The following is a 25,080-nucleotide window of genomic DNA, read 5'->3' on the forward strand; positions in this document are numbered from 1 at the left end:
GCCACGAGGGCGTTCGCCTGCCCGTGGTCATTGGCCCCGCGCCCCCGCCGCACGCGCACCCCGCGCCCCGCTCAGTCGCCCGAGAGGGCTCGTTCTCGCGGGGGTCGAGCAGCCTTCTCGGGCGAGTCAGTGGCGGGAACTCCATTTCCTTCGGGAGATCAGCGTCCTCAGGGTGCCGAGGGCGTCCCCCGTCGAGTGGGCTACGCGAACGGGTCGACGTCGCGCCAGGCGCGGCCGAGGCCGACCTCGCGGCGGAGGCGGAGGAGCGGGTCGGCCGCGGTGTAGACACGGCCGCGCTTCTCGCCGCTCGTCGCGAGGAGACCCGCCTGCGCGAGCGTCGCCAGGTCGCGCGTAGCGGTCTGGGGACTGACCGGCGTTCCCGCCTCCGCCAGGGAGACGATGTACCGGCCGCGGCTGACGGTCGGACCGAAAAGCGCGTCGAGCAGCGGATCCAGGGCGCGGTCGTCGATGCCCGCGACCCGCCACAGCTCACCGAGGGCAGTCGTGCCCGCGCCGCCGCGGACGGCGCCGCCGCACAACGTCAGCTGAGAGTGGTGGGCCTCCCCTGTCAGGGGAGGGATCCCCTTCTCAGCTGACGTTGTGCGCGGACGCGGCGACAGAACATCAGCCGGGAGTGCGTCCCATCGCCGATGGGCGATGAGAGCCGCTCCTGGCTGATGTTCTGCGCCCGATCGGACGCCGGCGGGGCCGCCGCTAGGCGCGGGCAGCCTTGACGTAGGCGACGAGGGCGTTCGCGTGCCCGTGGCCGAGGCCGTGCTCGGACTTCAGCCGGGAGACGACCTGCATGTGGGGCTCGCTGTCGAGCCGCTCGTTCACGAGGTCGAGCCACTCCTGGATCGGGCGGCCGTAGGTCTTCTCGATGCTGGCGAAGTAGGACGCGGGCCCCTTCGGCTTGGATCCGTCGGCAGGAGGCTCCGGGGCGAGGACGCGCGAGCTGGTCATGCGGGCCACTGTAGCGGCGGCCCCGCGCCCCTGAACAGAGCCGACGGCGCACCCGCTCGCCGCCGCCGCACGCGCATCGCGCGCCACGCACTTGCCGTCCTCGACCAGCCGGAGGAGCCTGTCTGCCCATACGCAGGAGGCCGCCGGGCGCGGTGACCCGGCGACGGACCTCGCTGCACGGGACGACGAGGAGACCGGGTGACGACGACGGGCGAGGGGCTGCACGTGGAGGGGCTCGCCACGGGAGGCGGGCCGCGCGCAGTGCTGCGGGCGATCGATCTGCACCTGGTGCCCGGGGACTTCCTGCTGCTGCGGGGGGCCAACGGCGCGGGCAAGACGACGCTGCTCCGGTGCCTGCTGGGGCTGACGCGGCACCGCGGCTCCGTCAGGGTCGAGGTCGGCGGCGGAGCGCGGCGGCCGCGGGCCGATGTCGCGGGGGTGCTCGATCGCTCGAGCCTGCATCCGCGCTGGTCGGTGAAGGCGAACGTGGACTATCAGCTCGACGACTCGAGGGGGCACCGTCGCCCTCCGGTGCAGGAGCTCGTCCCGCCCCGCGATCCTCCGCACGGCAGCCGGACGGCTGTCCACCGGCCAGCGGAAGACGGTCATGCTCGCGATCGCCCTCGCCGGGGACGCCCCCGTCCTGCTGCTCGACGAGTTCGCGAACGGCCTCGACGTCGTCGGCCGAGAGCAGATGCGGGCCGGGCTGCGGCGCGCCTGCGCAGACGGTCGCATCGTGGTCGCCACCGGTCACGAGGTCTCCGTGTTCGAGGGCCTCCCCTCCCGGATCGCCGAGCTCGTCGACGGGAGGCTCGTCGACGTCACCGAGGCCCACCCAGGCCTGCGTCGGGCGGAGGAGCGATGAGGTCCCTGTGCGGCGAGGTCCGGAGGGAGCTGCGCGGTGCGGTCGCCTCGCGGCTCCTCGTCGTCCTCCTGCTCGCCGGCGCGGTCTTCGCGGTCTGGAGCGCGGTGACCGACGTCGGCAACGCGCGGTCGACGGCGGCGCTGTTCGAGAGGACCGCCGCGGAGTACCGCTCGGCCGGGCACTCCGTCGAGGAGGCACTGGCGGAGCCCGTGAGCGTGACCACTGACGAGGACGGGCGGACGGAGATCGACAATCCGCTGCGCTACGACTTCGAGGCGGCGACGGCGGCCTCGGCGGCGCTGACTCCGCTCGGTGCGGTCGGCACGGGGCTGAGCCTCGCGGTGTTCCTCGTGACCCCGCTCCTCGGCTATGCGACGGGGCTCTTCGCGGCGACCACGGATCTCCGCGGCGGATCGATCATCGTGCGATGGCCGCAGGTCCGCCGAGCGCGCACCTTCGTCGCGGCGAAAGCGGCGCTCCTCGTCGCAGCCGTCCTGGCCTCCGGCGCGGCGCTCGTGCTGACGGCGGCCGTCGCCGGACTCGTCACCGCGCAGCTGAGACCGTTCCCCGTCGACGGATCGTCGCCGCCGCCGTCCACGGATCCCGCGGCGATCGGCGCAGTGGCGGCCGCCTTCGTGCTGGTCGGGGTCGCGTTCGCTGCGCTGGGCTTCCTCGTCGCGACGCTGACACGGGAGCGCGCGTTCTCGCTCACCGTCTTCGCGCTGGGGTACTACCTGCTGCCGATCCTGGGGCCGGGCGACCCGCGGAACCTCGTCCCGAGCATCGCTGCGCCGTGGCTCGTCTTCCACGGCGGGTTCCAGCCGCGGGCCGTCGGCGACCTCGGCGTTCCGCTGAGTGCGCTCGCCCTCGGCGGCGGGGCCCTCCTGCTCCTCGTCGCGAGCGCGACGGTGTGGTCGCTGCGCGACAAGACGCCGCGGGGCGTCTGATGCGGGGCGCATCGACGCCCGTCGTCTGAACACGCCGGGTCTCGATACGCGGCTGCGCCGCTACTCGACCAGCATGAAGAGCATGCTGATCGAGTAGCGCCCGCAGGGCGCGTATCGAGATCCACCCGGTGCACACGCCCGGTCTCGATACGCCGCTCCGCGACCGATCGACCGGCGCGCGTCAGAGCCAGCCGCCGTCGACGATCCAGTTCTGGGCGGTGCACATGGCGGAGTCGTCGGCGGCGAGCCAGAGGACCAGGCGGGCGACGTCGGCGGGGACGAGGCGGCCGGGGAGGCACTGGCTGCGGTCGATCTGCTGCTCCGCCTCGGGGGTGACGACCTGCTGCAGCTGGCGCTCGGTCATGATCCAGCCGGGGATGACGCAGTTGACCCGCACTCCGCCCGCGCCGAGCTCGCGGGCCAGGGCCCGGGTCATGCCCTCGATCGCGGCCTTCGCGGTGATGTAGCCGACCAGCTCGACGAGGTCGATGTGCGCGCTGATCGAGCCGAGGTTGATGATCGAGCCCGCGCCCGCGCTCAGCATCCCCCGCGACACGAGGCGCGCGGCGAAGAACTGGTGGCGCAGATTCACGGCCATGCGGTCGTCCCAGTACTCCGGATCGAGGTCCTCGACGGTGTGGCGGGCGTCGTTCGCCGCGTTGTTCACCAGGACGTGCGCGGGGCCGAGCTCGGCGGTCAGCCCCTCGATGGCCGCCTCGAGGGCCGCGACATCGCGCACGTCGCACGCGGCGAAGCGGACGGCCCCGCCGAGCTCGCGGGCGAGCGCCCCGCCCTGCTCCGCGTCGATGTCGAGGACGCCGACCCGCGAGCCCTGCGCCGCGAACTGCCGCACGAACTCCGCGCCGAGCCCCGACGCTCCGCCGGTCACGATCACGGTCCGGCCGTCGAGGCTCGGATACCGGGCGTACCCGCTCATCGCCCGCCCTCCTGTCCGGGCACGACGATCGAGCGTCCGACGCTCCCGTGCTCGAGCGCCTCGAAGGCGGCGCCGATGTCGTCGAGGGCGAACCGCTCGCCGATCAGCTCGTCGAGCGGCAGGGCGCCGCTGCGGTACAGGTCGAAGATCCGCGGCAGATCCAGCTGCGGGATCGAGGACCCGTAGAGCGAGCCGACCACGCGCTTCTGCTTCTGCACCAGGTCGTTCACGGCGATGTCGAAGCGCTGCCCCACCCGGGCGAGGCCGACCGCGACGGCCGCCCCTCCCGGGCGCAGCATCGCGACGGCGGACGCGAGCGTCTCGGGTCGGCCCACCGCCTCGACCACCCAGGGCACCCCGCCGGGGACGAGGGCCAGCAGCTGCTCGACCGTGTCGCGGGAGTCGCCGCCGCCGCCCGACGCCGACCCGTCGATCACGTGCGTCGCACCGAGCCGGGTCGCCAGCGCGAGCCGGTCCGCGTCCACGTCGACCGCGACGACGGTGGTCGCCCCCGCCGCCCGCGCCCCCATCACCGCGGACAGGCCGACCCCGCCGGCCCCGATCACCACGACCGCGTCGCCGAGGCACGCGCCGATCACGTTGAGCACCGCGCCGACCCCCGTGATGACCGCGCAGCCGGCGATCGCCGCGATCTCGGCGGGCACGTCGTCGGGCACCCGCGCCACGCTGCGCTCGGGCACGACGACCCGCTCCGCGAAGCAGGACACCCCGAGCAGGTGGTGCACGGTCTCGCCGCCGGCGCTGAGGCGGCTCGTGCCGTCGAGCAGCCCGCCGGACGCGGCCTGCACGGGTCCGAACTCGCACATGATCGGACGGCCCGCGACGCACTGCGCGCAGCGACCGCAGTTCGGCCGCCAGAGCAGCGCGACCCGGTCGCCCACCGCGAAGCCCTCGCGCAGGTCCGGGCCGAGGGCGACGATCCGCCCGGCGCCCTCGTGCCCGGGCACCACCGGCAGCGGGCAGCGCAGGTCGCCGCGCAGGTAGTGCAGATCGGAGTGGCAGACGCCCGCCGCCTCGATCTCGACCAGCAGCTCGCCGCGGCCGGGGTCGGCGACGTCGATCTCCTCGACGGCCAGCGGCGCGCCGAACTCCCGCAGCACCGCCGCGCGCATCCGCGTGCTCATCGCGCTCCTCCTGTCGTGCCGGTCGTCGTCGTGCCGGTCATCGTCGTCCTCTGTCGTGTCGTCCCGCATGGTGGGGTCCCGCGTCGCGCGATCCCGCGGCGTGCCGTCCCGCGTCGTGTCGTCCCGCGTCGTGCCGTCCCGCGTCGTGTCGCCCCGGGTCGCGCGGTCCCGTCCCGGCGCACCCTCGCGCGAGCACTCCCCCGCAGCAGCCGCCCCGCCCTCAATGCGACTCCCGCATCACGCCGGGCCCGGTCGCGCCGGTCAGGAAGTCCAGGTCCGCGCCCCGCTCCGCCTGCTCGACGTGCTCGACGTACAGCCGCTCCCAGCCGCGCACCGGCGCCGCGTAGGCGGCCTCGGTCGCGGCGGACGGCCGGCGCGCCGCCAGGTCCTCGTCGGACACCAGCAGCGTCAGCGCCCGCGACGCGACGTCGAGCTCGATCAGGTCGCCGTCCTGCACCAGCCCGAGGGTGCCGCCGACCGCCGACTCCGGCGTGACGTGCAGCACGATCGTGCCGTAGGCCGTGCCGCTCATCCGCCCGTCGCAGATGCGGACCATGTCGCGCACGCCCGCGTCGAGCAGGCGCTTGGGCAGCGGCATGTTCGCGACCTCGGGCATCCCCGGATAGCCGCGCGGGCCGCAGCCGCGCAGCACCAGGACCGAGTCCGCGGTGACGTCCAGCTCGGGCGAGTCGATCCGGGCGTGCATGTCCTCGACCGAGTCGAAGACGACGGCCGGACCGCGGTGGTGCAGCAGCGCCGCCGTCGCCGCGGCCGGCTTGATGATCGCGCCGGTCGGCGAGAGGTTCCCGCGGAGCACGGCGATGCCGGCGGCGGGCAGCAGCGGCGCCTCGGCCGTGCGGATGACGTCGCGGTCCCAGACCTCGTGCCCCGGCAGCTCGTCGACGAACGGCCGGCCGAGCACCGTCACCGCCGTCGGGTCGAGCAGCGGCCGCACCTCGTTCATCACCGCGAGGAACCCGCCCGCGCGGAAGAGGTCCTCCATCAGGTGCGCGCCGGCCGGCTGCAGATTCACCAGCAGCGGGACGTCGGCGCCGATGCGGTCGAAATCGTCCAGGTCGAGCTCGACGCCGAGACGGCCGGCGATCGCCAGCAGGTGCACCACGGCGTTCGTCGAGCCGCCGATCGCGGCGAGCGCCACGATCGCGTTGTGGAACGCGGCCTTCGTCATCACCTCGGCCGGCGCGAGCTCCTCCTCCACCATCGCGACGATCCGGTTGCCGGTCGCGTGCGCGAACTGCAGCAGCCGGCTGTCCGAGGCGGGGACGCCCGCGACGCCGGGCAGCGTCATGCCGAGCGCCTCGGCGACGCAGGCCATCGAGGACGCGGTGCCCATCGTGTTGCAGTGCCCGCGGCTGCGGATCATCGACGACTCGGACTGCACGAAGTAGTCGCTGTCGAGCTCGCCCGCGCGCACCTCCTCGCTCAGGCGCCAGACGTCGGTGCCGCAGCCGAGCGTGCTGCCGCGGAAGGTCCCGTTGAGCATCGGGCCGCCGGGCACCACGATCGCCGGGATGCCGACGCTCGCGGCGGCCATCAGCAGCGCCGGGATCGTCTTGTCGCAGCCGCCGAGCAGCACCAGGCCGTCGACCGGATTGGCGCGGAACAGCTCCTCCGCCGCCATCGCGACCATGTTCCGCCAGAGCATCGCCGTGGTGCGGACGGTCGTCTCGCCGAGCGAGATCACCGGCAGGTTGTAGGGGATCCCGCCCGCCTCGTAGACGCCGTTCTTCACGCTCTGCGCGACCTCGTCCAGGTGCGAGTTGCAGGGGGAGAGGTCGGAGGCGGTGTTGGCGATCGCGATCTGCGGCCGGCCGTCGAAGGCGTGGTCGGGGGTGCCGCGGCGCATCCAGGCCCGGTGCAGGTAGGTGTTGCGGTCGTCGCCGCCGTACCACTGGGCGCTGCGGACAGCGCGGCCGGTGCGGATCACGGGGCCCATCCCGGTGGGCGGGCCGGGGTTCTCGTCGGTCATCGGAGCACCGTTCTGCCGTCGCGGCGGTGAGGGAGGCGGGCCAGGCCCGCGTCGGTGAGGTCGACGGGGAGCGCGGAGGCGGGCGCGCCCTGGTAGGCGATCGGCCGGAGGAAGCGCCGGATCGCGGTCGCGCCGACCGAGGTGTGCTGCGAGGTCGTGGCCGGCCACGGCCCGCCGTGGTGCTGGCCCCAGGTGACGCTGACGCCGGTGGGCCAGCCGCCGAAGACGACGCGGCCGGAGCGCTCGGCCAGCACGCCGACGAGGGCGCCGACGTCCTCGCCGGCCGCGCTGTGCACGGTCGCGGTCAGCGATCCGTCCAGGTGGGCGAGGGCGGCGAGCACCTCCTCCGGCGCGTCGTACTCGACCAGCAGCGTCAGCGGGCCGAAGCACTCCTCGAGGAGGACGTCGCGGTGGCGGACGAAGTCGGCGATCGTGGTCGTCAGGATCCGCGGGGCGGGGCCGTCGGCGTCGGTGCCGCGCGCCAGAGTCCGGACGCCGGCCGCCGACTCCAGCCGGCCGGCGGCGGCGGTGAAGGAGTCGGCGATCCGCTCGGTGAGCAGGGTCGGCCCCGTCAGGGCCTCGACCCGCTCGGCCACGGCCTGGCGGAGCGTGGGTCTCGATACGCGCTGCGCGCTGCTCGACCAGCATGACGGGGCGTCGCCGCCCTCCTCTGCCTGCCGGCTCGCACTGGCGCCGTCGCGCTCCGTCCATGCTGATCGAGTAGCCCTCGCAGAGGGCGTATCGAGATCCGGTGCGGACGGCGCGAAGACGAGCCCCGGCTTGGTGCAGAACTGCCCGCCGCCCAGCGTGAAGGACGCGACCAGCTCGGCCGCGAGCTCCGCGCCGCGCTCCTCGGCCGCACCCGGCGTGATCACCACGGGGTTCAGGCTCCCGAGCTCGCCGAAGAACGGGATCGGCTCCGCGCGCTCGGACATCGCGTCCATCAGCGCCGTGGCACCCGGCAGCGAGCCGGTGAACGCCACCGCGCGCACCTCCGGCGCCGTCACGAGGACGAGCCCCGCCGCGCGCCCCTCCACGAGGTCGAAGGCACCGCGCGGAGCGCCGGCCTCCTCGAGCGCGCGGTCGACCACGGCCGCGGTCCGCCGCGACAGCTCCGGATGCCCGGGGTGTGCCTTCACGAGCACCGGGCAGCCCGCCGCCAGCGCCGACGCGGTGTCACCGCCGGCCACCGAGAACGCGAACGGGAAGTTCGAGGCGGAGAAGACCGCGACCGGCCCGAGCGGGCGGAGGAAGCGGCGGATCTCCTGCGAGCCGTCGCCGCCGATCGTCCCGGCGACGTCGATCGACGCCTCCAGGTACGAGCCCTCCTCCAGGACGTCGGCGAAGAGCCGCAGCTGGCCGGTCGTCCGCGCCACCTCGCCGCGCAGCCGCTCGGCGCCGAGGTGCGTCTCGCCCTCGGCCACCTCGACCAGCTCGTCGCGGGCCTCGTCGAGCCGGTCGGCGATCCGGCGGAGCCAGCCCGCCCGCTCCTCCCGCGTCGACGCGAGCACGGCCGGAGCCGCGGCCGCCGCCGCCGCGACGCGCAGCTCGACGAGCCGCGTGCCGGCCGCCGCCTGGACGCGCTCCTCCTCGGCCTCGCTGCTCATCGCGGCACCGTCACGGTGATCGGGCCGCTCTCCGACCCCACCTCGACCTCGACCGACGCGCCGCCGGCCGTCACCCGGTAGAGCCCGGCGAAGCCCCGCAGCGGCACGCACCCCTCCGCCCCGGTCGTCGCGGTCGTCTCCGCGTGCCACCACTCGCGGCGGATCAGGTCCTGCAGCGCGTCGTAGCCGGGCTTCCGGCTGCCGTCGCGGCGGAGCAGCCCCGAGGGCGCCCCGAGCCACGCGCCGTCGTCGGTCAGCCCCCAGTAGGTCAGCGACTCGACCGCGGGCTGCGCCAGCACGCTCCGGTAGTGCCGCACGAGCTCGTCGGCCTGCCGCGCCTCGCCCTCCTCGGTGCTCGGCCACGAGTCGACGACGTAGTCGTTCAGGTCGCCGATCTCCGGCGGCATCAGATCGCCCGAGAGCAGGGTCGTCTCGGTCATCTGCAGCGGCAGCCCGAAGCGGGAGAACCGCTCGATCACCTCCGCGATCCGGTCCTCGCCGCGGTAGCCCTGGTGCATGTGCGTCTGCAGGCCGATCGCGTCGATCGCGATCCCCGCCTCGAGGCACTCCTCGATCACGTGCTCGTACTCGCTCGACAGATCGAAGTCGTTGAGCACGAACCGCCCGCCCGAGCCGACCGAGCGGGCCTCCTCGAACGCCAGCCGGATCATGCCGACCCGGCCCAGGCGCTGCGCCAGCCGGGTGATCGCGTTCGGCTCCGCCGTGAAGCGCGGCAGGATGACCGTCTCGTTGATCGCGTCCCACACGTCGACGACACCGGCGAAGTCGGCCACCTCGCGGCGGACCCGCGCGCGCAGCACCTCCTCCACCTCGGTGTCCTCGAGCGGCAGCAGCCACTCGGGCGCGAGCGTGTGCCAGACCAGCGGGTGGCCCTTCACCCGGACCCCGCGGGCGGCGAACCACTCCGCGGTCCGGCGCAGCCGCTCCGTCTCCGGGCGGCCGCGCTCGGGCTCGAAGGCCCGCCAGTAGAAGGGGAGCGTCACGGTGTCGAAGACCCCGAGCCAGGCGTCCGCCAGCTGCTGCGGGTCGGACTCGACGCGACCGCCGAAGAACTCCGAGGCGTCGCCGCCGGTGGAGAGCGGCGGACCGCCCAGCCAGTCGAGGAAGTCGAAGCCGATGCTGCCGAAGCCGAAGGCGTGCCGCAGCTGGGTCGTCGTCACCGGCACGCCGGCGACCGGCCGGCCCTGCTCGTCGACGACGAGGACGTCGGTCGTGAGGGTGCGCGCGCCGAGGTCAGCCACGCTCGCCCCTCGCGCCGGGGTACCAGTCGTCCAGCGTGTTCTCGGTGATCGCGATGAACACGTCGTCCGGGCGGACGCCCTCGGCCTCGAGCCGCCGGGCGACGGCCTCGAACATGGCCGCCTTGGTCTCGCGGTCGTACATGCGGACCATCAGGACGCGCACGTAGACCACGTCCCTCCGGTCGCCGCCGAGGTAGTGCGGGTCGGCGACGAGGTGGCTCGCGGGCAGCGGATGGATGACCTGGAAGCGGTCCTCAGCATCCATGCCCAGGCCCTCGACGAGGCCCGCGTTGACGGCCTCCGCGTAGGCGAACCGGGTCTCCTCGGGGACGGTGTCGGCGACTTCGATGGTGACGAGAGGCATCAGGCCCACGCTTCCTTGCTCACGCGCACATCGGCGCTGGTTCTCACGGACTCCTCGATCGCGAGACCGAGGAGATGGTCCTGGCAGGCGTCCGCCAGCGGATAGGGCGCGGGGCCGGCGTCGCGCGCCCAGCGCCCGGTCGCCTCGAGGAGGTCGGCGACGGCGAGGTCGTCCTCGGACAGCCGCGTGCCGACCCACTCGTTGCGCCACACGATCCGGCCCTCGAAGGAGGCGGTGACCACCTCGTTGCCCTCGAGGTTCATGTCGATGCCGGTGCGGCGGTACGAGATCGGCGAGACGATCACGCCCTCCTCGGTGAGGTGGGTGACCGTGTCGTCCGCGATCTCGCCGAGCGAGCCGCGGATGACGATCCGCCGACTGAGCAGCGGGTTCCACCACTGGTTGTCGACGAAGTCGTAGAGGCCCATCCGGCCGTCGCCGAAGTCGAGCGTGCCGATCGTCGTCGTCCGCGGCTCGGGCGAGGCGTCCTCGCGCCAGCCGTCGAAGGTCAGCGGATCGGCCTGGGGCGCGGTGAAGGAGCGGGCGCTGACGACCGCCTCGGCCATCCCCGCGTCGAGGAAGCCGCGGATCAGGCTGGTCGCGTGGTACAGGTGCGTCGAGGCGATCTGGACGGCCGTGGCCTGCCCGATCGCGCCACTGCGGACGACCGCCTGGCGCGCCGCGTGCCCCGGCATCAGCATGTACTGCTCCGCCACCTGCACCCGGGCCGAGGAGCCGAGGGTGCTCCACAACTCGCGCAGTCCGTCGGCGGTCGGCGCGGGCGGGGTCTCGGCGAGCACCGGGACGCCCAGCTCGGCGAGCCGGATCGTGACCCCCGGCATCGACGGCCAGGACACGGCGGCGATCACGAAGTCGGGCCGGTGCGCGAGCGCCTCCTCCAGCGTCCGGACGACGGGGACGTCCCCGCGCGCCGCCATCCGCTCCTCGGCCGCGGCGGAGTTCGCCACCACGGCGACCGCCCGCAGCCGCTCGGGGGCCGTGCGGGCCAGGCGGAGGTAGAACTCGGAGCGCCAGCCGGTCCCCACCACCGCGAACGTCATCGGCTCAGTCATGTCGGACCTTCTCTCTCTGAATACGGGGTCGTGCGTCGATCGTGCCGTCGTGCCGTCGTCGTGCGTGCCGCGGGGGCGGCCGCGTCGTCGTCCCGCTCACGCCTGCGTCATCCCGCCGTCGACGACCAGCTCGGCGCCGGCGATGAAGCTCGACTCCGCGCTCGCGAGGAAGAGCACCGCCGAGGCGACCTCCTCCGGGCGGCCGATGCGGCCCACCGGGATCTGCGCGGCGACCGCCTGCTCGACGGCGGCCGAGCCGCCGGTGAACCGGTCGAAGCCGGCCGTGGCGATCGGGCCCGGGCTCACCGCGTTGGCGCGGATCCGCCGCTCGGCGAGCTCGGCCGTCAGCGTCCGCGCGAGCGAGCGCACGGCCGCCTTGGTCGCGTTGTAGACGGAGTGCCCGGGCCCGCCGTTGTGCCCGGCGATCGAGGAGACGAGGACGATGCGCCCGCCGTCCGCCATCGCCGGCACGAGGCTCCGCGCGGCCAGGAAGGTCCCGCGGAAGTTGAGGTCGCTGACGAAGTCGAACATCTCCGGCGTGGTGTCGACGATCGGCGTCGCCTCCACGTCCCGCCCGGCGTTGAGGACCAGGACGTCGACGGCGCGCCCGTCCTCGCCGACGGCCCGCGCCACCTCCTCGAGGTGCTCGATCCGCGAGCCGTCGCCGATCACGGTCCGCACGGCGCCGCCGGCCTCCGCCCGCAGTGACGCCGCGCGCTCCTCGCTCGTGCCGGTGGCGATCACGTCGGCCCCCTCGGCGACCAGGCGCAGCACGATCGCCCGTCCGATCCCGGCGGTGCCGGCGGTGACGACGGCGAGCGCCCCGTCCAGCCGCGCGCTCACTTGAGCGCTCCGGCGGCCAGGCCGCGCTCGAAGGAGCGCTGCAGCAGGAGGTACGCGACGATCACCGGGACCGCCGTGATCACCGAGGCTGCCAGCACTCCCGTCTGGTCGTTCGTGTACTGGCTGGTGAAGAAGGAGGGCAGCAGGGTCACCACCTGCTTGTCCGGGTCGTTCAGCATCAGCAGCGGCAGCAGGAAGGCGTTCCAGCTGTTGATCAGCGTCAGCACCACGATCGCGCCGGCGATCGGGCGGGTCAGCGGCAGGACGATGTACCAGAAGACCTTCGCGATGCTCGCCCCGTCGACGCGGCCGGCGTCCATCAGCTCGCTCGGGATCCCGGCGAAGAAGCTCCGGGCCAGCAGGACCGTGAACGGCACCTGCAGCGCGGCCAGCGGCAGGATCACCGCGATCAGCTGGTTGTAGACGTCGAGCGTCGACGCCGTGACGAACAGCGGCGTCAGCAGCACCGCCTCCGGCATGGTCAGGGCCGCGATCAGCAGCCAGAACCACACCTCCTTGCCGCGGATGCGCAGCTTGGCGAAGCCGAAGGCCGCCAGCATCGTGCAGGCGTAGACGATCGCGACGGTCGAGACCGCGACGATGATCGTGTTCCGGAAGTAGGTGGGGACGACGCCGGTCGCGAAGACCTTGCCGTAGTTGCCCCAGCCGGCGCCGGCCAGGGAGCCCTGCACCATCGCGACGAGCGCGAAGACGTAGGGGACGACGATGACGGTCGCCAGCAGCTGCACGCCCAGGCGGGAGCGGAGCGATCGGAGTTCGAACACGTCGGGCCTCAGCTCTCGTCGGCGCGGCGCCGCAGGTTCATCAGGACGCCGCCGCCGACCGCGAGGACGAGGAGGGCGATCGAGATCGCGGCCGCGTAGCCGAAGTGCTTCTCCGCGACCATGGTCTGGTAGATGTACGTGCCGAGGAACTCGGTCGCGTGGTTCGGCCCGGCCTTGGTCACGAGGTACGGGACGTCGAAGGTCTTCAGCGCCCCGATGATCCCGAGCGTCGCCAGCGCGATCGTCGTGCCCTTGCACATCGGCCAGACGATCGAGACGAGCGAGCGGAGGTTGCTCGCCCCGTCGATCCGGGCGGCCTCGAGCACCTCGGGCTCGATCTGCGCCATCGCGGCGTAGAAGAGGATGAAGGTGAGCCCGGTCCACTGCCAGATCGTGACGGCCATCACGACCGGCATCGCCGTCGCCGGGTCCGCCAGCCACGGGTGGGCGAGACCGCCCAGGCCGACGCCGCGCAGCACCTGGTTGAACTGGCCGTCGACGTCGAAGATCGAGCGGAAGACCGGCGCCATCGACGCCGGCGCGAGCACGGTCGGCACGAAGATCAGCACTTTGTAGAGCGGCGCGAGGCGGATCCGCGAGTGCATGATCGCCGCGAAGGTGAAGCCGACCGCCGTCTGCACGGCGAAGGTCACCACGAAGAAGACCGCGGTGTGCCCGATCGCGCCCCAGAACACGCGGTCCTGGAACATCTGCACGAAGTTGTCCGCGCCCACCGACTCCGACGGGCTCAGGATGAACCCGTTCCAGTCGAGCGTCGAGACGTACGCCGTGTAGCCGATGGCGAAGTAGATCATCCCCAGGACGAGGACGATCGCCGGGAGGATCCAGATCATCCCGGGGCCGAGGAGCATCCGCTTGCGCGGGCGCTTCGGGGAGGGCTCGACGCCGCGAGGGGCGCGATCGGGCGCTCCCGCTCCGGATCTCGCGATGGCCGTTGTCATGTCAGCTCCGTTGCCTGATGCCCGTGGCGGGCGGCCTGCTCGGCCGCCCGCCACAGGGGTTCGGTCCTACTTCTGGTCGTCCGAGACGGACTGCAGACCCTGGAGGGCCTGGTCGATGTCCATGTCCCCGGAGGCGACGCCGATCAGCGCGTCCCGGAAGGCGGTGTTGAGATCGGCGCTGACCGTCGCGAAGCGCGGGTCGGTCGCGGCGCTCGCCGTCGCCGTGTACTCCTTGAGGGCGTCCAGATGCGCGTCCGGGGCGACGAGGTCGATGCTGTCCCAGTCGGGCTGCACCCCCGCCAGCGACGGGATGTCGTTCAGCGTGTTCGCGACGGCGGTCTGCCCGGCCTCGGAGGTGGTCAGCCAGACGGCGAACGTGGTGGCCGCGGCCTGCGCGTCGGACTTGGTGCTCACGGCGAGGCCGTAGTCCGCGTCACCGAACATCTCGCCGACGTTGCCGGTGCCCGCGACGTCCGGGAACTGGATCGGGACCATGGTGAACGGCTCGGGGTTCGAGACGCCGGCCGCCTCCATCGCCGTGACCATCGCGTCGCGCACGGTGTACTGGGTGTACCAGCTGCCCATCATGACCATCGCGTACTTCTCGGACATGAAGGCGTTGTTGGCGTCCGGGTACTGCTGCAGGCCGATCGCGCCCTCCTGCATGATCCCGTCGTCGAACAGGCCCTTCCAGATCTCCATGCCCTGCTCGAAGGCGGGGTCGGTGTAGTCCATCTCGCCGACGGAGGCCTTCGCGTAGGCGCCGGGCTCGATGTTCTGCATGATCGCCTCGAAGGTGTCCATGTCGAACGCCCACTGGCCAGCGCCCTGGACGAAGCAGCCCTTGCCGGCGGCCTCGAGGGCCTGGCAGACCTGCACCCACTCGTCGTAGGTGGTGGGCGCGGTCACGCCGACCTCGTCGAGCATGTCCTGGTTGACCCAGATGCTGCCGGAGTAGACGGCGCCGGCGGAGAGGCCGACCACCTTGTCGTCGACGGCGAGGCCCTCGACGCCCGAGGCGGCGAGCTTGTCCTGCCAGTCCGCGCCGAGCTCCTCCTCGACGGCGGGGGCGAGGTCGATGGCGCCCGCCTGGAACGTCTCGACACCGCCGTTGGCCGAGCCGGGTGCGACGTTGAACACGTCCGGGCCGTCGGCCGAGGTGATGGCCGGGCCGAGCACGGAGTCGTAGCTGTCGATCGGCTTCGAGACGAACTCCACCTCGATGTCCGGGTACTCCTCGTTGAACGAGGCGATCAGCTTGTCCGCGAGCGGCTTGTCCGGGGTCCAGCCCCACCAGGTGATCGAGCCCTCGGTGGCGGAGCCGGGGTCGCTCGAGGCGCCTCCCCCGCCGCCGCTGCAGGCGGTGAGCGACACCGCCAGCACACCGGCCGCGACGAGCGCGGCCCTCCTCGGCCAACCGAACGTCTTCTTCGACATCGCGCTACTCCTTCGCCCCGCGTCGTCGCGGGGTGTCTGTGGATCGAGGGTGCGACGCCGCCTCCTCGGGCGACTCGCAAAACTTGCTTGCAACTTACTGCGCAAGTTGCGCACGAGTTGCAGTGTAAAGTGGCGAAGACCGAGAGGTCAAGACCTCGGGAGCTGAGCAGGAAGGCGGAGGCGCATGACCGAATCCGGCGCAACTCTCGCGCAAATAGCGGAGGCGGCCGGTGTCTCGATCCCGACGGTCTCCCGCGTCCTGAACGGCAAGCCCGGCATCTCGGCCCCGAAGCGGCACGAGATCGAGCGCCTGATCGAGGACCACGGCTATGCGCGACGCAAGGCCAAGCGATCCGCGACGCTGATCGACTTCGTCGTCTCCAGCCTCGAGACGCAGTGGGCGACGGAGCTGCTCCGCGGCGCCCAGGCGGAGGCCTCCCGCGCCGGCGTCGACCTGGTGCTCAACGTCACCCACGACGGCGCGACCGGTGCGCCCGACTGGATCGACCGCATCGCCTCCCGCGGCTCGGACGGCATCGTGCTCGTGGTGTCGGACCTCACCGCCGAGGCGCGGGCGCGGCTCGCGACGCTCAAGGTCCCGGTCGTCGCGATCGACCCGCAGGGCAGCGACACGGAGTCGTTCGCGACCGTGTCCGCGACCGACTGGGTCGGCGGCCGCGAGGCGACCGAGCACCTGCTCGCGCTCGGGCACCGGCGGATCGGCTTCGTCACGGGGCCGATGGAGCTGGAGTGCCACCAGGACCGCCTCGACGGCTACACCAGCGCGCTCGGCCGCGCCGGCGTGGAGCCGCTGAAGGACCTCGTCCGCCACGGCGACTCGCTGATCAGCGGCGGCGAGCGCTTCGGCGGCGAGCTGCTCGACCTGCCCGAGCGCCCCACCGCGATCATCAGCGGCTCCGACGAGCAGGCGTACGGCGTCTACCTGGCGGCCCGCGACCGCGGCCTCCGCGTCCCCGAGGACCTCTCCGTCGTCGGCTTCGACGACGTCGACCTCTGCCGCTGGGTCAGCCCACAGCTGACCACCGTCCGCCAGCCCCTCGCCGCCATGGCCTCGGAGGCCACCCGCCTCCTCCTCAAGCTCGCCGCCGGCGACCCGGTCGACACCCCGACCGTCCGCCTCGCCTCCACCCTCATCGTCCGCGACTCGACGTCGGCCCCCACCCCCTGACCGCCGAGGCCCGCCCGCTGGGCGCGCCCCGCTCATGCTGATCGAGCAGCCCGCCCCGCGGGCGCATCGAGATCCACCCGCCTGCACACGCCGGGTCTCAATACGCGGCTCCGCCGCTACTCGACCAGCAGGGGCGCCGCACCGCCACCCGGGGACCCGTTCCCCAGTCAGCACCGCCGTGTTAGGAAAGTTAGAGTGTTTTAGGAGATCTGGATAAAACGCTCTAACTCTCCTAAAATCGCGCCATGGACGCCGTCGACAATCCGTTCACCCCGAATGCGGGTGCGAGGCCCGAGATCCTGATCGGCCGCGACGAGCAGACCGAGGCGTTCCGCACCCTCCTCCGCCGCCTGCGACGCGGCCGGACCGATCAGTCGATGATCATCACGGGGCTGCGAGGGGTGGGCAAGACGGTCCTCCTCAACAGCTTCCGCTCGATCGCCCTGCAGGAGAAGTGGGAGGTCATCGAGTTCGAGGCCGTGAAGCACGGCGAGGGTCGCTTCCGCCAGGTCATCGCCTCTCAGCTGAAGGCGGCTCTTCTGCGGCTCTCGCCACGCGCTCGATGGACCGAGCGAGGTCGGCATGCCGCGTCCGTCCTGAGTGCGTTCGCGATCTCGGTCGGAGGTGACGGCGCATGGTCCATCGGCTGGGACGTGCCGCCCGCGGAAGGACTCGCCGATCACAGCGATCTCGGCCTCGACCTCACCGACGTCCTCGTCGCGGTCGGGGAAGCAGCGGGAGAACAGGGCGAGGGCATCGTACTGCTGATCGACGAGGTGCAGTTCCTCGATTCATCGCAGCTCGAAGCGCTCATCCAAGCGATCCACAAGACGGTGCAGCGCAGCCTGCCCGTCACCTTCGTCGGCGCCGGCCTGCCGCAGATCGCCGAGCTCGTCGGAGACGCCAAGTCGTACGCGGAACGGCTCTTCAAGTTCCCTCGCATCGACTCGCTCGACCACGACGACGCCGCTGCGGCTCTCCGCGAGCCGGCCGCCGCTGAGGGGGCCGTCTGGGACGACGACGCGGTCGAGCTCGCCGTCGCGATCACGAGCGGCTACCCGTACTTCCTGCAGGAGCTGGGCTACCAGGTCTGGACGGTCGCAGAGAACGGCCGAATCCACGCGGAGGACGTCCAACTCGCGCGGGACGCCTACGAGGCCAAGCTCGACAGCTCCTTCTTCCGCGTCCGGCTCGATCGGGCCACGCCTCTGCAGACCGCCTACATGCGCGCCATGGCGGAGCTGGGGCCGGAACCGCAGAAGGCGGGCGATGTCGCCGCACTCCTCGAGAGGTCGTCGCAGCAGCTGGGACCCACCCGCGCTGAGCTGATCGAGATGGGGCTCCTCTTCACACCGCAGCACGGGTACGCCGCCTTTACCGTCCCCGACTTCGACCGCTTCATGAAACGAGCCGTCCCGACCCTCGAGGTGCCACCTCTCGTGAGCCGAGGTGCTCGGAAGGCGCAGCCCGGCAACGGTTAGGCCGGCTCTCGCTGCCGGCTGCCGGCAGGTACCGGTCTCGATACACGGCTGCGCCGCTGCTCGTCCGGCAGGGCCGCCGCACCCACCGCCACCGGCGGCACAACATCAGCCGAGAGCGCCTCTCGACCGCGATCGGCGATGAGATCGACTCCCGGCTGATGTTCTGCGGGGACACTCGCCGCACAACGTCAGCTGAGAGCACCCGCCCTCCCCTGTCGGAGGAGGGACCCCCTTCTCAGCTGACGTTGTGCGCCGCTCCGGCCTCCGCCGGCGCCTCCGCACGCAGGTACTGCGCCGAGATCGTGCGGTACGAGCGCGTGAGCATCGCCGCGCCGGCCGCGACGATCATCACGGCCCCGCCGATCAGGAAGACGAGGGCGATCCCGCGCCCGACGCCGTCGCCGAGCAGCCAGCCGTAGGCCGACCGCCCGGCCGGCGACTCCATGTACGGGATCAGCGCGAACTCGGCGATCGGCGCGATGAGGAACGCCGTGACCGGCGCCGCCGCCGACTCCAGCGCCGCCGCGAAGCCGAAGACGCGCCCCTGCGTCTCGAACGGCACGACCTTCTGCACCACCGTCTGCTCCGCCGCCTCGACCGCCGGGATCAGCGTCATGTAGACCCAGATCCCCCCGGCGTACAGCCACCACCAGTCGCGGAGCGTGAACACCGCCCCGATCAGCCCCATCGCCATCACCAGCAGCAGCATCGTCCGGATCGGGTTCCGCCCGAGTCCGAGCTTCGCCACCAGCAGCCCGCCGATGATGAAGCCCGTCGCGGTCACCCCGAGGACGACCCCCCACAGCTCCACCGGGAACAGCTCGAGCCCGTACGGATCCATCAGCGCCAGATACACGCCGCCGATCAGGTTGTTGAAGGTCGAGAAGACGATCAGCGCGAACAGCCCCGTCGCCGCCCGCACCGCGGTGACGCTGCCGCGCAGGTCGATCAGCGGCGCCCGCGTCCCCGCGGACTCGGGCCGCGCCTCGTCGATGCGCAGGGCGAGCAGGTGCAGGAGCGCCGCGGCGGACAGGACGATCGCGATCAGCATCGTCCAGCCCATGCCGAGCAGCCCGATCGACAGCCCGCTGAACACGCTCGTCACCACGAAGGCGAGCCCCTGCACGGTGCCGACCAGGCCGTTCGCGTTCGCGTGGCGCTCCACCGGCACCAGCAGCGTCACGGTGGTCGAGAGCGCGATGTTCCGCATGTTCTCGACGACCGCGCCGACGAGGATCGTCCCGGAGAAGACCCAGAACCAGGGCCCGCCGAAGTCCAGCAGCGTCGACTCCGGCAGCACCAGGTACAGCGCGCCCGCGGCGCCGAAGGCCACCAGCGTCACCGCGCCCGCGACCACCATCACCCGGTGCTTGCGGTGGCGGTCCACGATCGTGCCGAAGGCCATCGCGAAGACCGCGACGAGCAGCATGTACGCGCCGCCGACGACGCCGGTCGCGAGCACCGACCGCGTCTCGAGGTAGACCCAGAAGGTCAGCGCGAACCAGAGGTAGCTCGTCGTGACGTTCGCGACGGCGGTGTTCGCGAGGATCCAGCCGAAGGTGCGCAGGCTCGCGGCGCCCGGCTCCGGAGTGCCGGAGGCGGGGACCGATCCGGGGTCGGCGGTCGAGGACATGGCTTCCCTCTGCTCGGGGACGGCTGCGTCCGGGGGCGTCTCGGACCGCCGTCGCAGCCACTGTAGGCCCGCGCCCGCCGACGGGTCGAGAGGCGACCGCGACGCGACGCGCCCGCGGACCCGGCCGCATCACTCCACTCCGTGCAGACGCCGGGTCTCGATACGCCGCTCCGCGGCTGCTCGACCAGCATGCACGCCTGCCCCCAGCCAGAAGCATGCTGATCGAGTAGCGCCCGCAGGGCGCGTATCGAGATCCACCCCGCCCGCGCGGACCCGGCCGCGTCACTCCACCGGCGGCGGCAGCTCCACGCCCATCCGGTAGAAGCGGTCGGCCGTCCCCGCGAAGACCGCGAGCCGCTCGCTCGGCGAGAGCTGCGCCGTCAGCGCGTCGAACGCGGAGTACAGCTCGGTGAAGGAGCTGTAGAGCCCGTCCACCGGGAAGTTGCTGCCGATCATCGCGCGCTCCGGCCCGAAGATCTCGAGCGTCTCGAGCACGAACGGCGCGATCGACGCGCGGGTCCAGGAGTGGTCGTTGGTGCCGAGCGCCGAGATCTTCACGACCGTGTTCTCCCGGGCGGCGACCGCCGTGAGGCCCGCGCGCCACTCGGCGACCGACTCCGGATCGCGCCCGATCGGCATGCCCAGGTGATCGAGCACGAACGCCGTCCCGGGGAAGTCGGCGGCGAGCGCCGCCGCCTCGGCCAGCTGCGACGGGAAGACCTGCAGATCGAACGAGAGCCCCAGCCCCTCCAGCCGGGCGAAGCCCGCTCGCCAGACCGGATCGCCCATCACGTCGCCCCGCTCGCGATGGCTGTACACGGGGTCCGGGTGCCAGTTGAGGATGTCGCGGACGCCGCGGGTGACCGCGAAGGCGGCGTGCTCCTCCAGCAGCCGCGGCGCCTCCGGATCCAGCAGCGACACGTGCGCGACGTGGACCGTCGGCACCGTGCTCTCCCGGGCGAGGGCGTCGATCCACGCCGTCTCGGCGAGCGCGTCGGCGGCGCCGTTCTCGACGTGAACGGAAGCGAGCAGCGTCACGTCGCGGGCGTCGGCGCGGTAGTCGTCGACGCTGTAGGAGCGCCGGAGCGGCCGGTCGTCGCCGTGGTAGCGGAACGGCTCGGCCGGCCCCTCCAGCCACGGGTACGACCGGCGGAGGTCGGTCAGGTGGTGGTGCGCGTCGATGACGACGAGGTCAGGCATGCGGCTCCTCCGGGCGGCCGGCGAGCGTGCGGTACACGCCCGTGTGGTCGAGATCGCCGTCGCCCTCGGCGATCATCCTCTCGAACAGGGCGGTCACCGCGGCCGTCGTCGGCAGGCCGACGCCCTCCGCCGCGGCCGACTCGGCGACGAAGCGCAGGTCCTTCAGCTGGTTGCGCGCGCTGCCGCCCTCGGCGAAGTCCTCGTCGAGCCACTTGCCGCTCTTCTGCTCCAGGACGGCGGTGCGCGCCAGTCCGCCCTGCAGCAGCTCGACGACGGTCGCCGGATCGAGGCCGGCGCGGCGCGCGAGCAGCAGCGCCTCCGACACCACGGCAACGGTGCCGGCGACGACGATCTGGTTGCAGAGCTTGGCCGTGGCGCCGGCGCCGCTCGACCCGAGGTGGCGGACCGTGCGGCCGAGCCGCGCGAGCACGGGGAGGACGCGGGCGACCGCCTCCTCCGCCCCGCCGACCATGATGCTGAGCGTCGCGTCGCGGGCGCCGACCGTGCCGCCGCTGAGCGGGGCGTCGACCACCTGCACGCCGTGCTCGTCGGCGAGCCGGCGAGCGAGGTCCGCGACCGCGATCGGCGAGACGGTGCCGTGCACGACCAGCACCGGATCGACGGTCCCGGCCGCGCGCCAGCCCTCGAGCAGGCCGTCGCCGCCCTCGAGCAGCGACTCCACCTGCACGAGGTCCGGCAGCACGGTCAGCACGATCTCGGCGGCCGCGGCCGCGGGGGTCGGCGCGACGACGGCGCCGAGCTCGGCGAACGCAGCGGACCGCGACGCCGTCCGGTTCCACACCGTCAGCTCCCCGCCCGCGAGCAGGTTCCGCGCCATCGGGGCGCCCATCGGGCCGAGGCCGAGCAGCGAGAGGCTCACGCGCCGGCCCCGCTCTCCCCCGCCGCGACCTCCACGAGCTCGTGCGGCGCCACGTCGTCCAGCAGCACCCGCGCCTCGAAGCCGAGCAGCTCGCGCGAGCGGGTCAGATCGAGCCCGACCGCGCGCCCCTCGAGCCGTCCGCGCGGCACGTCCGGCGCGACCGCATCGAGCGCGTCCGCGGTGCTCCCGCGCAGATAGGTGAGCGGAGCCGCGACCAGGATCCCCGGCGCCGGCGGCGTCTCGTGCAGCAGCGCCGCGAGCACCGCCCGCGCGGAGTCGGCCGCGTCGAGGTAGCTCCAGCCCTCCGCCGCCTGGCGTCGCGGATCGGCGACCATCGCGGCGCGGAGGTGCGCGCCGAACACGCGGCCGCCGTCCACCCCGATGTCGCGCACCAGCGGGAAGCGCAGCCCGGTGACGCTCAGCCCCCAGGTCGCGTGCGCCATCCGCGCGGCGTCCTCGGTCGCGAGCTTGGAGAGCGAGTATTCGTCCGAGATCCGCGGCTCCGCGTCCTCCGAGTACGGGTACACCGGCGGCAGCACCTGCTCGGCGCCGAGCGGGTAGCCGTTGGCGTTGATGCTGGAGGCGTAGACCGCCTTCCGGACACCGGCCGCGGCGGCCGCGGCGAGCACCGCGAAGCTGCCCACCGCGTTCACCCGGTAGGTCTCGACCGCGTCGGCCATGCCCAGCCCGGCGTATCCGCCGAGGTGCACCACCGCGTCCTGCCCGGCGAGCGCCTCCGCCAGCACCGCCGGATCGAGGACGTCCCCGACGATCGAGCGCACCCCGGCCGTCGACGCGACCCGGTCGAGGACGGTGACGACCGCCCCCTCCGCCTGCAGCGCCGCGACCGTGGGCCGCCCGATCAGTCCGCAGCCGCCCGTCACGAGGACGCGGGCTCCGTCGAGCGTCGTCAGCGGCGCCGTCGCGCTCCGCGGCGCCGTCACGCGCGCACCGAGGGCGTCGACTCCGTGGGCGGCGCGGCGACGTCCTCGCGCTGCTTCCTCTTCCCCCGCGAGAGCATCGGCCAGCCCTTGCTGCCCTGGTCGAGCGTGACCGCGATGAGGACGACGAGTCCGGTCACGATCTGCTCGTAGAAGCTCGGCACGTTCAGCAGCACCAGGCCGTTGGTGAGCGCACCGAGGATCAGCGCGCCGACGAGGGTGCCCGCGATGCGGCCCTCGCCGCCCATCAGGTTCGCGCCGCCGATCACCGCGGCCGCGATGGCGGTCAGCTGGTACGGGCTGCCCGCGTCCGGCTGAGCCGCGTTGATCCGGGCGACGATGACCAGCCCGGCCAGCGCCGACAGGCCGCCCGAGATGCAGTACACAGCGATCTTCACCCGGTGCACCCGCACGCCCGAGAGCCAGGCGGTCTCCTCGCTGCCGCCGACCGCGATCACGTTCTGACCGAAGACCGTCTTGCGCAGCAGCAGCCAGGCGGCGACGCCGACGACCGCGACGATCAGCACGACGACGGGCACGCCGCCGACGTAGCTGTTCAGCAGCAGGATGAACTCCTTCGGCACGTCGTAGACCGGCTTGCCGTTCGTCGCGACGTAGGCGCCACCCTGGAAGACGCTCATCGTGCCGAGCGTCGCGATGAAGGGCGGCAGGTTCAGCTTCGTGACGAGCAGCCCGTTGATCCCGCCGCAGACGAGGCCGAGGACGATGCCGGCCGCGAGTCCGAGCAGCGGGGGGACGCCGCCGTTGACCAGCAGGGAGGCGCTGACGATGCCGACGAAGCTGGCCATCGCGCCGACGGCGAGGTCGATGCCGCCGGTGATGATGACGAAGGTCAGCCCGATGCCGATGATCGCGTTCACGCTCGCCGACACCGCGACGTCGCGGAGGTTGCCGAGCGTGAGGAAGTTGGGGTTCAGGACGCCGAGGACGACGAAGAGGACGACCGCGGCGAGGTAGATGCCGAAGGCCTGGAGGTTGAAGGAGCGGCGGGGCGGCGTGGCGACGCCCCCGGTCTCGGGGGAGGTCATGAGATTCCTTTCGCGACGCCCATGGCGTTCGCCACGATGCTGTGCTCGGTGATGTCGTCGCCGACGTGCTCGGAGACGAAGCGGCCCGCCCTCATGACGAGGACCCGGTCGCTGAGGGAGATGATCTCGGGCAGGTCGCTCGAGACGACGATCACGGCGTGCCCCTCGGAGGCCAGCTGATCGATGAGCTCGTAGATCTCGACCTTGCCGCCGACGTCGACGCCCTTGGTCGGCTCGTCGAAGAGGAAGACGCTCGCGCCGAGCCAGATCCACTTCGCGATCACGATCTTCTGCTGGTTGCCGCCGGAGAACTGGCGGGCGTTCAGCCGGACGTCGGCCGGGCGCAGCGACATCCGCCGGCCCATCTCCTCCGCCGTCGCGATCTGCCGCTTCCTGCTGACGAAGGGGCCGAAGCCGTTGAGCTGGCGGTCGGAGGTGAGGGCGACGTTCGCGTAGGCCGGGGTCTGCAGGACGAGGCCCTGGTGCTTGCGGTCCTCGGGGATGAAGGCGATCCCGGCGTCGCGGCTGTCCCGCGGCGAGCGGATCCTGAGCGAGCGGCCGGCGAGCCGGACCGTCCCCTCGGTGCCCTCGTCGGCGCGGATCAGCGCGCGGAGGAACTCGGTGCGGCCCGAGCCGACCAGGCCGGCGATGCCGACGACCTCGCCGCGCCGCACCCGGATCGACTCCGGTCCGACCCCGCTCGGGTGCGTCACACCGGTGGCCTCGAAGTGCACCTCGGCGTCGGCCGCGACGGGGTGCCGCCGCTCGAAGGAGAGCAGCTCGCGCCCCACCATCCGGCGCACGATGTCCTCCGAGGACGTCTCGCCGATCGGCGCGTCGTACGCGGGCCGGCCGTCGCGGAGCACGACGACCGTGTCGGAGACGCGCATCACCTCCGGCATCTTGTGCGAGACGTAGATCACGCCCACGCCCCGGCCGTGCGCGATCTCGCGCACCCGGGTGAGGACGCCCTCGACGTTGTGCTCGAGCATGCTCGTGGTCGGCTCGTCGAGGGCGACGATCTTCGCGCCGAAGGCGAAGGCCCGCGCGATGGTGAGCGCGTGCCGCTGCGCCGGGCTGAGCCGGGCGACCGGCGTCCGCGCCTCCATCGGGAAGCCCATCCGGTGGACGTCCTGGAGCGCCTGGTCGATGTCGTCCTGGGCGGACGCGCGCTGGCGGCGCGTCCGCCCGAGGAGCAGGTTCTGCATCACCGTGAGCTGGGGCACGATGGCCGGCTCCTGGTGCGCGATGCGGACCCCCTCCGCGAGGGCCTGGCGCGAGGTGTACTCCATCCGCCGCACGCCGTCGATGGTGATCGAGCCGCGGTCCGGGCGGAGGGCGCCGCCGAGGATGTTGAGCAGGGTGCTCTTCCCCGCGCCGTTCTCGCCCGCGAGCGTGCGGATCTCGCCGCGGTCGAGGGTGAAGCTCACGCCGTCCAGGGCGCGGACGCCCGGGAACGACTTCGCGATTCCGCGGACCTCGAGCAGATGCTCGGCCATGTTCCGTCTTCTTTCCTGGTGGAAGAGG

Annotated in this window: 23 protein-coding genes and 1 pseudogene; 5 read left to right on the forward strand and 19 right to left on the reverse strand. The window is 72.8% G+C overall.

Going from position 1 to position 25,080, the window contains the following annotated elements; genetic code table 11:
- Positions 1-200: 200 nt before the first annotated feature.
- Both HQQ82_RS09370 and HQQ82_RS09375 read right to left on the reverse strand, forming a co-directional pair.
- Entirely contained in the window at positions 201-539 is a 339-nt protein-coding gene (locus HQQ82_RS09370) for a hypothetical protein (protein WP_173232746.1), read from the reverse strand.
- 175 nt (positions 540-714) lie between these two features.
- Positions 715-963: a DUF4287 domain-containing protein gene (locus HQQ82_RS09375; RefSeq protein ID WP_173232747.1), complete on the reverse strand. Its 249-nt coding sequence runs from the start codon at positions 961-963 to the stop codon at positions 715-717.
- A gap of 261 nt (positions 964-1,224) precedes the next feature.
- Between HQQ82_RS09375 and HQQ82_RS20585 the strand changes: the two are divergent.
- From HQQ82_RS20585 to HQQ82_RS20325, 3 genes and pseudogenes are all read left to right on the forward strand, one after another.
- Positions 1,225-1,458 (forward strand): annotated as a pseudogene (locus HQQ82_RS20585) (ATP-binding cassette domain-containing protein); the annotation flags it as partial.
- 112 nt (positions 1,459-1,570) lie between these two features.
- Positions 1,571-1,828 (forward strand): hypothetical protein, encoded by a 258-nt coding sequence (locus HQQ82_RS20320; RefSeq protein WP_301952432.1) that lies wholly within the window; start codon positions 1,571-1,573, stop codon positions 1,826-1,828.
- Complete coding sequence (locus HQQ82_RS20325) at positions 1,825-2,775, forward strand: hypothetical protein (protein WP_301952433.1); 951 nt, start codon at positions 1,825-1,827, stop codon at positions 2,773-2,775. The genes HQQ82_RS20320 and HQQ82_RS20325 overlap by 4 nt, the downstream gene beginning before the upstream one ends.
- Before the next feature lie 181 nt (positions 2,776-2,956).
- On the opposite strand, the gene HQQ82_RS09385 is transcribed toward HQQ82_RS20325, so the two are convergent.
- From HQQ82_RS09385 to HQQ82_RS09435, 11 genes are all read right to left on the reverse strand, one after another.
- Positions 2,957-3,712, reverse strand: coding sequence for an SDR family NAD(P)-dependent oxidoreductase (locus tag HQQ82_RS09385; protein ID WP_173232749.1), 756 nt, complete (start codon positions 3,710-3,712; stop codon positions 2,957-2,959).
- On the reverse strand, positions 3,709-4,857 hold the full coding sequence (locus HQQ82_RS09390; RefSeq protein ID WP_216848431.1) for a zinc-binding dehydrogenase: 1,149 nt from the start codon (positions 4,855-4,857) through the stop codon (positions 3,709-3,711). The genes HQQ82_RS09385 and HQQ82_RS09390 overlap by 4 nt, the downstream gene beginning before the upstream one ends.
- A gap of 220 nt (positions 4,858-5,077) precedes the next feature.
- Positions 5,078-6,847 (reverse strand): IlvD/Edd family dehydratase, encoded by a 1,770-nt coding sequence (locus HQQ82_RS09395; RefSeq protein ID WP_173232750.1) that lies wholly within the window; start codon positions 6,845-6,847, stop codon positions 5,078-5,080.
- Entirely contained in the window at positions 6,844-8,454 is a 1,611-nt protein-coding gene (locus HQQ82_RS09400) for an aldehyde dehydrogenase (NADP(+)) (RefSeq protein ID WP_173232751.1), read from the reverse strand. The genes HQQ82_RS09395 and HQQ82_RS09400 overlap by 4 nt, the downstream gene beginning before the upstream one ends.
- On the reverse strand, positions 8,451-9,716 hold the full coding sequence (locus HQQ82_RS09405; RefSeq protein WP_173232752.1) for an endo-1,4-beta-xylanase: 1,266 nt from the start codon (positions 9,714-9,716) through the stop codon (positions 8,451-8,453). The genes HQQ82_RS09400 and HQQ82_RS09405 overlap by 4 nt, the downstream gene beginning before the upstream one ends.
- Positions 9,709-10,080 carry a tautomerase family protein gene (locus HQQ82_RS09410; RefSeq protein WP_127887613.1) on the reverse strand — a complete coding sequence of 124 codons (372 nt, stop codon included), beginning with the start codon at positions 10,078-10,080 and terminating at the stop codon, positions 9,709-9,711. Before HQQ82_RS09410 ends, HQQ82_RS09405 begins: the two co-directional genes overlap by 8 nt.
- The gene (locus HQQ82_RS09415; RefSeq protein WP_173232753.1) at positions 10,080-11,153 is read right to left on the reverse strand and encodes a Gfo/Idh/MocA family oxidoreductase; all 1,074 of its coding nucleotides are present in this window, start codon (positions 11,151-11,153) and stop codon (positions 10,080-10,082) included. The genes HQQ82_RS09410 and HQQ82_RS09415 overlap by 1 nt, the downstream gene beginning before the upstream one ends.
- 96 nt (positions 11,154-11,249) lie before the next feature.
- Positions 11,250-11,996 carry an SDR family oxidoreductase gene (locus HQQ82_RS09420; protein WP_173232754.1) on the reverse strand — a complete coding sequence of 249 codons (747 nt, stop codon included), beginning with the start codon at positions 11,994-11,996 and terminating at the stop codon, positions 11,250-11,252.
- Complete coding sequence (locus HQQ82_RS09425) at positions 11,993-12,781, reverse strand: carbohydrate ABC transporter permease (RefSeq protein ID WP_173232755.1); 789 nt, start codon at positions 12,779-12,781, stop codon at positions 11,993-11,995. Before HQQ82_RS09425 ends, HQQ82_RS09420 begins: the two co-directional genes overlap by 4 nt.
- Before the next feature lie 8 nt (positions 12,782-12,789).
- The gene (locus tag HQQ82_RS09430; protein ID WP_216848432.1) at positions 12,790-13,743 is read right to left on the reverse strand and encodes a carbohydrate ABC transporter permease; all 954 of its coding nucleotides are present in this window, start codon (positions 13,741-13,743) and stop codon (positions 12,790-12,792) included.
- 66 nt (positions 13,744-13,809) lie between these two features.
- On the reverse strand, positions 13,810-15,180 hold the full coding sequence (locus tag HQQ82_RS09435) for an ABC transporter substrate-binding protein (protein WP_173232756.1): 1,371 nt from the start codon (positions 15,178-15,180) through the stop codon (positions 13,810-13,812).
- Between the two features lie 184 nt (positions 15,181-15,364).
- Between HQQ82_RS09435 and HQQ82_RS09440 the strand changes: the two genes are divergently transcribed.
- Both HQQ82_RS09440 and HQQ82_RS09445 read left to right on the forward strand, forming a co-directional pair.
- Positions 15,365-16,369 (forward strand): LacI family DNA-binding transcriptional regulator, encoded by a 1,005-nt coding sequence (locus HQQ82_RS09440; protein WP_173232757.1) that lies wholly within the window; start codon positions 15,365-15,367, stop codon positions 16,367-16,369.
- Positions 16,370-16,614: 245 nt separating this feature from the next.
- Positions 16,615-17,850 (forward strand): AAA family ATPase, encoded by a 1,236-nt coding sequence (locus tag HQQ82_RS09445; RefSeq protein ID WP_173232758.1) that lies wholly within the window; start codon positions 16,615-16,617, stop codon positions 17,848-17,850.
- Between the two features lie 235 nt (positions 17,851-18,085).
- Here the strand turns inward: HQQ82_RS09445 and HQQ82_RS09450 are convergent, their stop codons facing one another.
- The 6 genes from HQQ82_RS09450 to HQQ82_RS09475 form a co-directional block, all read right to left on the reverse strand.
- Positions 18,086-19,483, reverse strand: a complete 1,398-nt coding sequence (locus HQQ82_RS09450) for an MFS transporter (protein ID WP_301952434.1) — start codon at positions 19,481-19,483, stop codon at positions 18,086-18,088.
- Positions 19,484-19,765: 282 nt separating this feature from the next.
- The gene (locus HQQ82_RS09455; protein WP_173232759.1) at positions 19,766-20,683 is read right to left on the reverse strand and encodes an amidohydrolase; all 918 of its coding nucleotides are present in this window, start codon (positions 20,681-20,683) and stop codon (positions 19,766-19,768) included.
- Positions 20,676-21,563: an NAD(P)-dependent oxidoreductase gene (locus tag HQQ82_RS09460; protein WP_367947896.1), complete on the reverse strand. Its 888-nt coding sequence runs from the start codon at positions 21,561-21,563 to the stop codon at positions 20,676-20,678. Before HQQ82_RS09460 ends, HQQ82_RS09455 begins: the two co-directional genes overlap by 8 nt.
- Positions 21,560-22,507, reverse strand: coding sequence for an NAD(P)-dependent oxidoreductase (locus HQQ82_RS09465; protein ID WP_173232760.1), 948 nt, complete (start codon positions 22,505-22,507; stop codon positions 21,560-21,562). Before HQQ82_RS09465 ends, HQQ82_RS09460 begins: the two co-directional genes overlap by 4 nt.
- The gene (locus HQQ82_RS09470) at positions 22,504-23,553 is read right to left on the reverse strand and encodes an ABC transporter permease (RefSeq protein WP_173232761.1); all 1,050 of its coding nucleotides are present in this window, start codon (positions 23,551-23,553) and stop codon (positions 22,504-22,506) included. Before HQQ82_RS09470 ends, HQQ82_RS09465 begins: the two co-directional genes overlap by 4 nt.
- A complete protein-coding gene (locus HQQ82_RS09475) occupies positions 23,550-25,052 on the reverse strand; it encodes a sugar ABC transporter ATP-binding protein (protein WP_173232762.1) in 1,503 nt (500 codons plus the stop codon). Before HQQ82_RS09475 ends, HQQ82_RS09470 begins: the two co-directional genes overlap by 4 nt.
- Positions 25,053-25,080: the final 28 nt, after the last annotated feature.

This window comes from Rathayibacter sp. VKM Ac-2856 (genome assembly GCF_013205055.1).
Taxonomy (GTDB): Bacteria; Actinomycetota; Actinomycetes; order Actinomycetales; family Microbacteriaceae; genus Rathayibacter.